Origin of the sequence: Microcystis sp. M44BS1, from assembly GCF_020244875.1 — a bacterium.
Classification (GTDB): Bacteria; Cyanobacteriota; Cyanobacteriia; order Cyanobacteriales; family Microcystaceae; genus Microcystis; species Microcystis panniformis.
This window is the reverse complement of the sequence record NZ_JADBVM010000015.1, coordinates 1-7,546: the sequence shown is the minus strand read 5'-3', so window position 1 is coordinate 7,546 and position 7,546 is coordinate 1. Positions and strand designations below refer to the sequence as shown.

The following is a 7,546-nucleotide window of genomic DNA, read 5'->3' as shown; positions in this document are numbered from 1 at the left end:
TCGAGGGAATCAACAATAAACTTAAACTAATAAAACGGAGAGGCTATGGCTTTAGAAACTTTCGTAATTTTTGGGTTAGAAGTATGTTATCTTGGCATCTTGTCTGTTGATTTAGCATAAAGAGTAACGAAGAGCCCAAATCCTCTAAGTCTTCTAAGATTTCTTTAATTTTTATAAACTCCTCATAAGTTAAAACAGCAAATTCTTTTTTGCCATTTTTGATTAAGAATTCAGGATGTAATTCAATCATTGTTTTCTCCTTAATTTAATTGTAGATATTTTGTCGATGTTTAATGTTGAGATGAGGCAAGACCCCCCAGGGGGGAGAGATTTAGCTAATCCAACCATAAGCGGTTAAGATGCGTCTTAGCTTAGTGTGATCGGGTAATAGGACAAAATTAACTTCTTGGTTAACACAGACACCCATGCACTCATACAAGAGCCGAAGAGCCAACTAATAGATGATTTCCTGACCTAAGATCACATTTTATTCTTTTTTCCACTTCCATCTAAAAATTAAGAAAAAAGCCAAACACTCGGTTATACCATAAAAAACTATGCAAGAAGTCCACTATCTAAATTACTCGTTAAGACTGCAAGAGAGAAGGGAGCAGGGAGAGGAAGCTCGAACATTTGTACTAAAGCTTCCAATACACATAATTTCTAAGTGCGAGTAGAGAATCACTAATTCTACCCGTGTCCCCAAAGGCATGGTATTCCCTCAACCCCGTTAAGCTTTTTTCACGAAAATAACGTCTTTTTCGACCTTGACTTGATAGGTGGTTAGATTGCGTTTTGGGGGTTTATTCGTGACCACCCCAGTGGCGGTAAATTTTCCCGGATGGCAGGGACAAGCTAAAATCTGTGCGCCAGTATTCCATTTCACCGTACAGCCTTCATGGGTACAAGTCGGGTTTACTGCACTGATCTTTTTCGTATTTTTCTCCCAGATTAGGAGCAAGGAGCCGACTGGGGATTTTTTATCCAGAAAACTGCCTTTGACTTCCAATTCTTTGAGGGTAATGCCCGTCACTTTCACAAAGCCATCCGCCGCTTGGGCCGGGGTCATCTCTTGGTCGGTAGCCGTCCCTAGGATTTCTGGGGCGCAGGCCATGGCTCCGCCAACACCAACGAGGGCAACAAATTCACGACGATTCATGGGATTAGGTTTTTTCCAACAGTAACGTTAACTTTCACTGTACCGTAGAAGCTCTTTCCATTCAATTAACTTCTAAGTGCGAGTAGAGAGGGCCAGTAAGCAAACGCCTGACATTGATTATTATTCATTCTTAATTCTCCTGACGACCGACTCCTGACTCCTAACCCTAACAACAATTTTTAGTTTTCACAAGACTCCTAATGAATCCCCTCGTCAATTATTTTCGCAACCTGCAAGAAATCCACTCCTCCCAAGCAGCAGTAAAAGAAACCTCCTACTACGGCACTCTCGAAACTCTCCTTAACGAAATCGGTAAAACCCTAAAACCGCAAGTTGGGTTTCATGCTTCAACCCAACCTACGTTCTAGGAAGTCACTTTTATGGTTTATTCTCCGCTTGGGTATTATGGCACAAGGAAAACCTCAATCGCGAGGATAAGTTCGATTGGAAATCCGCAGCCCACCATCTCCAGGTTCCCATGTTAGCGATCCTATTTGAGCGGATCGCCGCACCGAGTAAGTTAAAATCTTTGGGATTAGTAGAAGTTTTGAACTGGACCGGTGCAGCTTTAAATCGAGTGCGACGAGAGGAATTTTTTCGTCAATTCGATGAGGGACAAGCGGTACAGTATTTCTATGAACCATTTTTGCAAGCTTTTGATCCTGATTTACGCAAAGAATTGGGAGTTTGGTACACTCCTCCGTCCTCCGTCCTCCGTGGTAGTTAAAGGTTTTCAAACCTTTATATGTATCTTTAACGCCTTTTTCCGCCGTATCTTTAGCCGCAGCAACCCCACCACCAGTCAACGCGGTGACAATCAGAGAAATTGGTTCTATTGTTTGATACTCCCAATAAAATATTGCTGACTAAATCTTAGATCAAAACAATTTTTAATAGTAAGCTAAGACGCATTTTAACCGCCTATCCTTAGATTAGCTGAATCTCCCCCGCCCCCCAACCCCCCCCGACATCGGGGGGCAAGGTAGGATGTTGTCTCTTGCCTTATCTCAACAAGCAATTTAAATTCGCGGGCAGCGGATCATTAACTCCCAATCCAACTTTAAAAACCCGCTCCCTGATCTCCACTTCCCGCCCTCCTATACCTTGATTCTTCAACCTCAGCGATCGCCTACCCCCCTTGATTGTAAAGATTTGTTTAGCTTGACCAGAGGTTGATAGTGCATAGGCTAGAATGAATTTCAAATGGATTCAAAATGAATTTTAAATGAATTCAGGATGAGCCAATCTGGTGAACTGTCGTATTTTAATCATGGAGTTGCCATTTTGTGAGTAAGAAATGGTTCGCAGATAACAGTTTGTCGATCGGGCGGACTCCTCTAGTGCGTCTTAATCGAGTCGTTGGCAACAATCACACCACGGTTCTGGCCAAGATTGAAGGTCGCAATCCAGCCTATTCAGTCAAATGTCGTATTGGTGCGGCCATGATCTGGGATGCGGAACAACGGGGATTATTGGGGCCGGGCAAAGAACTGGTTGAACCCACCAGTGGCAATACAGGCATTGCCCTAGCCTTTGTAGCCGCCGCTAAGGGGATTCCCCTAACCCTGACCATGCCAGAAACCATGAGCCTGGAGCGGCGCAAACTGTTGCTCGCCTATGGAGCCAATCTGGTGTTAACAGAAGGGACTAAGGGCATGACCGGAGCAGTGGCAAAGGCAGAGGAAATTGCCGCGTCTAATCCCGATCGCTATGTGTTGTTGCAACAGTTCCGCAATGCTGCCAATCCCCGCATCCATGAGGAAACCACCGGCCCCGAAATTTGGCAGGACACAGATGGGGCGATCGATATTCTCGTGTCGGGTGTGGGAACGGGCGGAACCATTACGGGAGTTTCGCGCTACATCAAAAAAACCCAAGGAAAACCGATTTTATCGGTAGCAGTGGAGCCAGAAGCCAGCCCCATACTATCCCAAGCTAGGGCAGGTCAGCCCTTAAAGTCTGGCCCTCACAAAATTCAGGGCATTGGGGCGGGGTTTGTTCCCGACGTTCTGGATTTATCCCTCGTGGATGGGATTGAAACCGTTGCCAACGAAGAGGCCATTCTTTATGCCCAACGATTGGCCAAGGAAGAAGGGATTATCTCCGGCATTTCCTGCGGTGCCGCCGCCGCCGTCGCCGCTCGCTTGGCACAACAATCCGAACACCAAGGCAAAACCATAGTCGTGATTTTGCCAGATTCCGGGGAACGGTACTTGAGTTCCATCCTGTTCCAAGGGGTATTTAATGAGCAAGGGTTAGTGGCATGACGAGCGAGCATCCGAGCAGTTCCAGCGCTCTCTCCCAACCGACCTTGTCCTTGGATCTCGATGAAATTATCGCTCAATTGTCCAAACCTCGTGGCGAGTCGTTCCACAGTTGGTCTCAATCACGAAGCCATTTCCCTTTACCCTCCCGTGAGGCCTTATTTCGGATTGTCGATCGACTGCGCGCCGTTCTCTTTCCCTATCACTTTGGCAATCCCGATTTAGGCGAAACATCCAGCCGCTATTTTATCGGTCATACCCTCAATGAAGTCTTGCAACTGCTGCATCACCAGGTTTGTCGTGAACAGTGGTTGCTGGGATCACAGTTGCACTTGGATGCAGACCGGATTGAGACTCACGCCCAAGGGACGGTACAAGCCTTTGCCACTCAATTACCCCATCTGAAAGCTCTGCTGGAAACCGATATCACCGCGGCCTATCGAGGTGATCCGGCGGCCAGAAATTTAGATGAAGTGTTGTTTTGTTACCCCGGGGTAACGGCAATCACTTATCACCGCATTGCCCATGCCCTGTATCGGTTGGACTCTCCCTTGTTGGCGCGGATTGTTAGTGAAATTGGCCATTCCTTAACGGGGATTGACATTCACCCCGGCGCGTCGATTGGCAATAGCTTCTTTATCGATCATGGGACGGGGGTTGTGATTGGGGCAACCACGGTGATTGGCGATCGCGTGCGTCTTTACCAAGCGGTCACGCTCGGGGCGAAAAGCTTTCCCCGGGACGAATCGGGCGGTTTGATCAAAGGTCAAGCCCGTCATCCGATTATTGAAGATGATGTGGTGATTTACTCAGGTGCAACGATTCTCGGTCGGGTAACTATCGGTCGGGGCGCCACCATCGGTGGAAATGTTTGGTTAACCCGCAGTGTGCCGCCGGGGGGTTTTGTCTCCCAGGCGCAACTACGACAGGAAATGTTTGATGACGGCTCTGGAATTTGAGGGGCTGTCCGGGCTGTGATTGTTCGGCCATAACAGTCGCTTTGTTACTTTTTTTTTGAATTGGAGGATTTAACTCAATGACCTATACCCAAGATCATGAATTGCAACTGGCTTTGGGAGATGCTGCCGCTCGGCAGTTAGCCAATGCCACGAAGACCGTTCCTCAGTTATTGACCATTTCACCCCGGTGGTTCGTTCGCCTCTTGCATTGGCTACCCGTTGAAGCGGGGATTTATCGTCTCAATAAAGTCAGGGATGCTTCCCGGGTTGAGGTGGCCTGCTCTGAACGAGACGAGCGGGAGCTGCCCGAAACCTTTGTGGATTACGAAGAGACCCCCCGGGAGTATTTCTTGAGTGCGGTGAATACGGTACTGGATGTTCACACTCGCGTGTCCGATCTCTACAGCAGTCCCCACGATCAGATCCATGAACAATTGCGGCTGACGATCGAAACCCTGAAGGAACGTCAAGAAAATGAGTTGATCAACAACCATGAGTACGGATTGCTGAACAATATTGTTGATTCCCAGAAAGTACAACCTCGCAATGGTGCGCCCACGCCAGACGATTTGGATGAGTTGCTGGTGAAGGTGTGGAAGGAACCGGCATTTTTCCTCGCCCATCCTAAAGCGATCGCCGCCTTTGGCCGAGAAGCAACCCGACGGGGTGTACCCCCTGCCACGGTGTCATTATTCGGGTCTCAGTTTATTACCTGGCGGGGCGTGCCTTTGATTCCTTCCGATAAGTTGGCTGTGAATGAACAAGGCAAAACCAATATTTTGTTATTGCGGGTAGGAGAAAGCCGTCAAGGGGTGGTCGGTCTCTATCAGCCCAATTTACCCGGTCAACAGGGAGTTGGCTTGTCGGTGCGATTTATGGGGATTAGTCGCAAGGCGATCGCCTCTTACCTAGTCTCCCTCTACTGTTCGTTGGCAGTGTTGACCGACGATGCGGCGGCCGTACTGGAGAACGTTGATGTTAACCAATACCACATCTACGACTATGACTAACCCTGAACTGATCCCTGAAAAGGTGGGGGGGAATCTACCCGCTCTATCCCCGCCCACCACTGCCCCAACTGAGGTCGAGAATATTTCTCTTAACCCCTTATTTCAACCTGACCTTCTTGAGCATCTCGCCCAGACGATAATTCAAGAACTACAACGGCACGACCTTAAGGCCGGGGCGGCGAAGGGGTTGAGTACAGTTCGGGATGATCTGGTGCCATCCGCCGCGGCGATTCCCCCCCATCTGGACTTGCCAGCTACCCCCGCAACCTCCCTGGCTGCTGTGGGCGAACGGCCTACAGTTCCCTTCGACGTAGCTCAGGGTAAACCCTTCGCTGTACCCTTAGCAACCTCCCCTTTCTACTTCATTGAAGAGTTAGAAACAAAAATCCCCGACATTCCGGCGGTAGTGGCCAAACCGGGCCAGCTTGTTCAAGTACCGGGGATCGATCCCCTTTTTGTCCCCCATGCCAGCGGGCGAAGCGTTCAAAGACCTAGCTTCTTTGATGTTCATACCATTCGCCTGGATTTTCCCATCCTGCAAGAACGGGTGAATGGCAAACCGCTGATCTGGTTCGACAATGCCGCAACAACTCAAAAGCCCCAAGCAGTCATCGATCGCCTCGTTCATTTCTACAGCCATGAAAATTCCAATGTGCATCGTGCCGCCCATGAACTAGCGGCCCGCTCCACAGATGCTTACGAAGCGGCCAGAGAAACGGTACGCCGTTTTCTCAATGCCTCATCTGTCAACGAAATCATTTTCGTGCGGGGAACAACGGAAGGCATTAATCTGGTGGCAAAAAGCTGGGGACAACAAACCCTACAAGCGGGGGATGAGATTGTCCTCACCCATCTAGAACACCATGCCAATATTGTGCCTTGGCAGCAACTAGCCGCCCAAACGGGAGCAAAATTGCGGGTTGTCCCTGTGGATGACCACGGGCAGATTTTACTGGCAGAGTACCAACAGTTACTCAACTCCCGCACAAAACTGGTGGCTTTTTCCCATGTTTCCAATGCCTTGGGAACCATTACCCCGGCTAAACAAATTATTGACTTAGCCCATCGGGTCGGAGCCAAAGTCTTGTTAGATGGCGCTCAATCGGTTTCCCACATTCCGATCGATGTTCAACAATTAGGGTGTGATTGGTTCGTCTTTTCCGGACATAAAGTCTTTGGTCCCACAGGGATCGGGGTACTTTATGGTCAAGAAGACCTGTTGAATGCCACGGTTCCCTGGCAAAGCGGCGGCAACATGATCGTGGATGTGACGTTTGAGCGCACCGTGTATCAGGCGGCTCCCACTCGTTTTGAGGCTGGAACGGGCAATATTGCCGATGCCGTTGGCTTAGGGACGGCCTTGGATTATGTTCAGCAGATTGGTTTGACCACCATTGCCAATTATGAGCATGAACTTCTGGAGTACGCCACTGCGGGACTGACAACCATCCCGGGCCTGCGTTTGATTGGGACGGCAGCCGATAAGGCTGCCGTGCTTTCCTTTGTGCTGGAGGGATTTGATGTGGAAGTCATCGGACAGGCCCTGAATCGGGAAGGGATTGCCGTGCGGGCAGGCCATCACTGCGCTCAACCCATTCTGCGACGCTTTGGTCTAGAGGCAACGGTGCGCCCTTCCTTGGCTTTCTACAATACTAAGGCCGAGGTGGATGCGCTGGTGGCCGCGTTGGAACGTCTGCAACGCCAATAAACTGACGGTCATAGGTGGGGCAGCTTGTACACCTATTCCAGTTCCCCCTAAACTGCCACCTATTTAAAATAGACCTCCTGCATAATTTTTTTATGGTATAACAGGAGGTTTTGCTTTTTTCTCAATTTTTAGATGGAAGTAGACCTCGACCTAATTTAATTAAATCACAATAATAGGATATAATAAAACAAATAGTGACTCAAAAAAAGCCATGAAAAACTACACCTAGGAATACATTCAAAAATATCCGAAACAAACTAAAAGACTATTAGGGATTGACTACCAACAACTAGAACAACTGATGGCCCTTGGAAAACTTATACATCGGAAAAACCAATCAGAAATCGAAAAAACCAAAATTAGGATTAATCAACCAGGAAGCGGAACACCTCCTAAATTATCAGAAGAGGAACAAATTGTTCTAATGTTGGTTTATTTAAGACATC

At 48.5% G+C, this 7,546-nt stretch carries 6 protein-coding genes and 3 pseudogenes; 7 read left to right on the top strand and 2 right to left on the bottom strand.

Annotated elements, in window-relative coordinates:
• Positions 1-110 (top strand): transposase (locus tag IM515_RS00570; RefSeq protein ID WP_190538260.1); only part of this gene is annotated, 110 nt, incomplete at its 5' end.
• 26 nt (positions 111-136) lie between these two features.
• Here the strand turns inward: IM515_RS00570 and IM515_RS00565 are convergent.
• Together IM515_RS00565 and IM515_RS00560 are read right to left on the bottom strand one after the other, a co-directional pair.
• Positions 137-250 (bottom strand): annotated as a pseudogene (locus tag IM515_RS00565) (type II toxin-antitoxin system Phd/YefM family antitoxin); the annotation flags it as partial.
• A gap of 480 nt (positions 251-730) precedes the next feature.
• Complete coding sequence (locus tag IM515_RS00560) at positions 731-1,159, bottom strand: QcrA and Rieske domain-containing protein (RefSeq protein ID WP_287630075.1); 429 nt, start codon at positions 1,157-1,159, stop codon at positions 731-733.
• 200 nt (positions 1,160-1,359) lie between these two features.
• Here IM515_RS00560 and IM515_RS25825 point away from each other — a divergent pair.
• The 6 genes and pseudogenes from IM515_RS25825 to IM515_RS25820 all read left to right on the top strand — a co-directional run.
• A pseudogene (locus IM515_RS25825) lies at positions 1,360-1,871 on the top strand (hypothetical protein); the annotation flags it as partial.
• Between the two features lie 574 nt (positions 1,872-2,445).
• Positions 2,446-3,426 (top strand): cysteine synthase A, encoded by a 981-nt coding sequence (cysK, locus tag IM515_RS00545; RefSeq protein ID WP_287630077.1) that lies wholly within the window; start codon positions 2,446-2,448, stop codon positions 3,424-3,426.
• Positions 3,423-4,382: a serine O-acetyltransferase EpsC gene (gene epsC, locus IM515_RS00540; protein ID WP_287630078.1), complete on the top strand. Its 960-nt coding sequence runs from the start codon at positions 3,423-3,425 to the stop codon at positions 4,380-4,382. Before cysK ends, epsC begins: the two co-directional genes overlap by 4 nt.
• A gap of 77 nt (positions 4,383-4,459) precedes the next feature.
• Positions 4,460-5,392: a family 2A encapsulin nanocompartment shell protein gene (locus IM515_RS00535; RefSeq protein WP_002750434.1), complete on the top strand. Its 933-nt coding sequence runs from the start codon at positions 4,460-4,462 to the stop codon at positions 5,390-5,392.
• On the top strand, positions 5,358-7,100 hold the full coding sequence (locus tag IM515_RS00530) for a family 2A encapsulin nanocompartment cargo protein cysteine desulfurase (RefSeq protein WP_287695538.1): 1,743 nt from the start codon (positions 5,358-5,360) through the stop codon (positions 7,098-7,100). The genes IM515_RS00535 and IM515_RS00530 overlap by 35 nt, the downstream gene beginning before the upstream one ends.
• 235 nt (positions 7,101-7,335) lie before the next feature.
• Positions 7,336-7,546, top strand: a pseudogene (locus tag IM515_RS25820) (IS5/IS1182 family transposase); the annotation flags it as partial.

Bases quoted from the DNA above. Each gene is read 5' to 3' on its own strand.
- IM515_RS00530 (WP_287695538.1), top strand. From the start codon at position 5,358: ATGTTAACCAATACCACATCTACGACTATGACTAACCCTGAACTGATC.
- IM515_RS00560 (WP_287630075.1), bottom strand. From the start codon at position 1,159: ATGAATCGTCGTGAATTTGTTGCCCTCGTTGGTGTTGGCGGAGCCATG.
- IM515_RS00535 (WP_002750434.1), top strand. From the start codon at position 4,460: ATGACCTATACCCAAGATCATGAATTGCAACTGGCTTTGGGAGATGCT.
- epsC (WP_287630078.1), top strand. From the start codon at position 3,423: ATGACGAGCGAGCATCCGAGCAGTTCCAGCGCTCTCTCCCAACCGACC.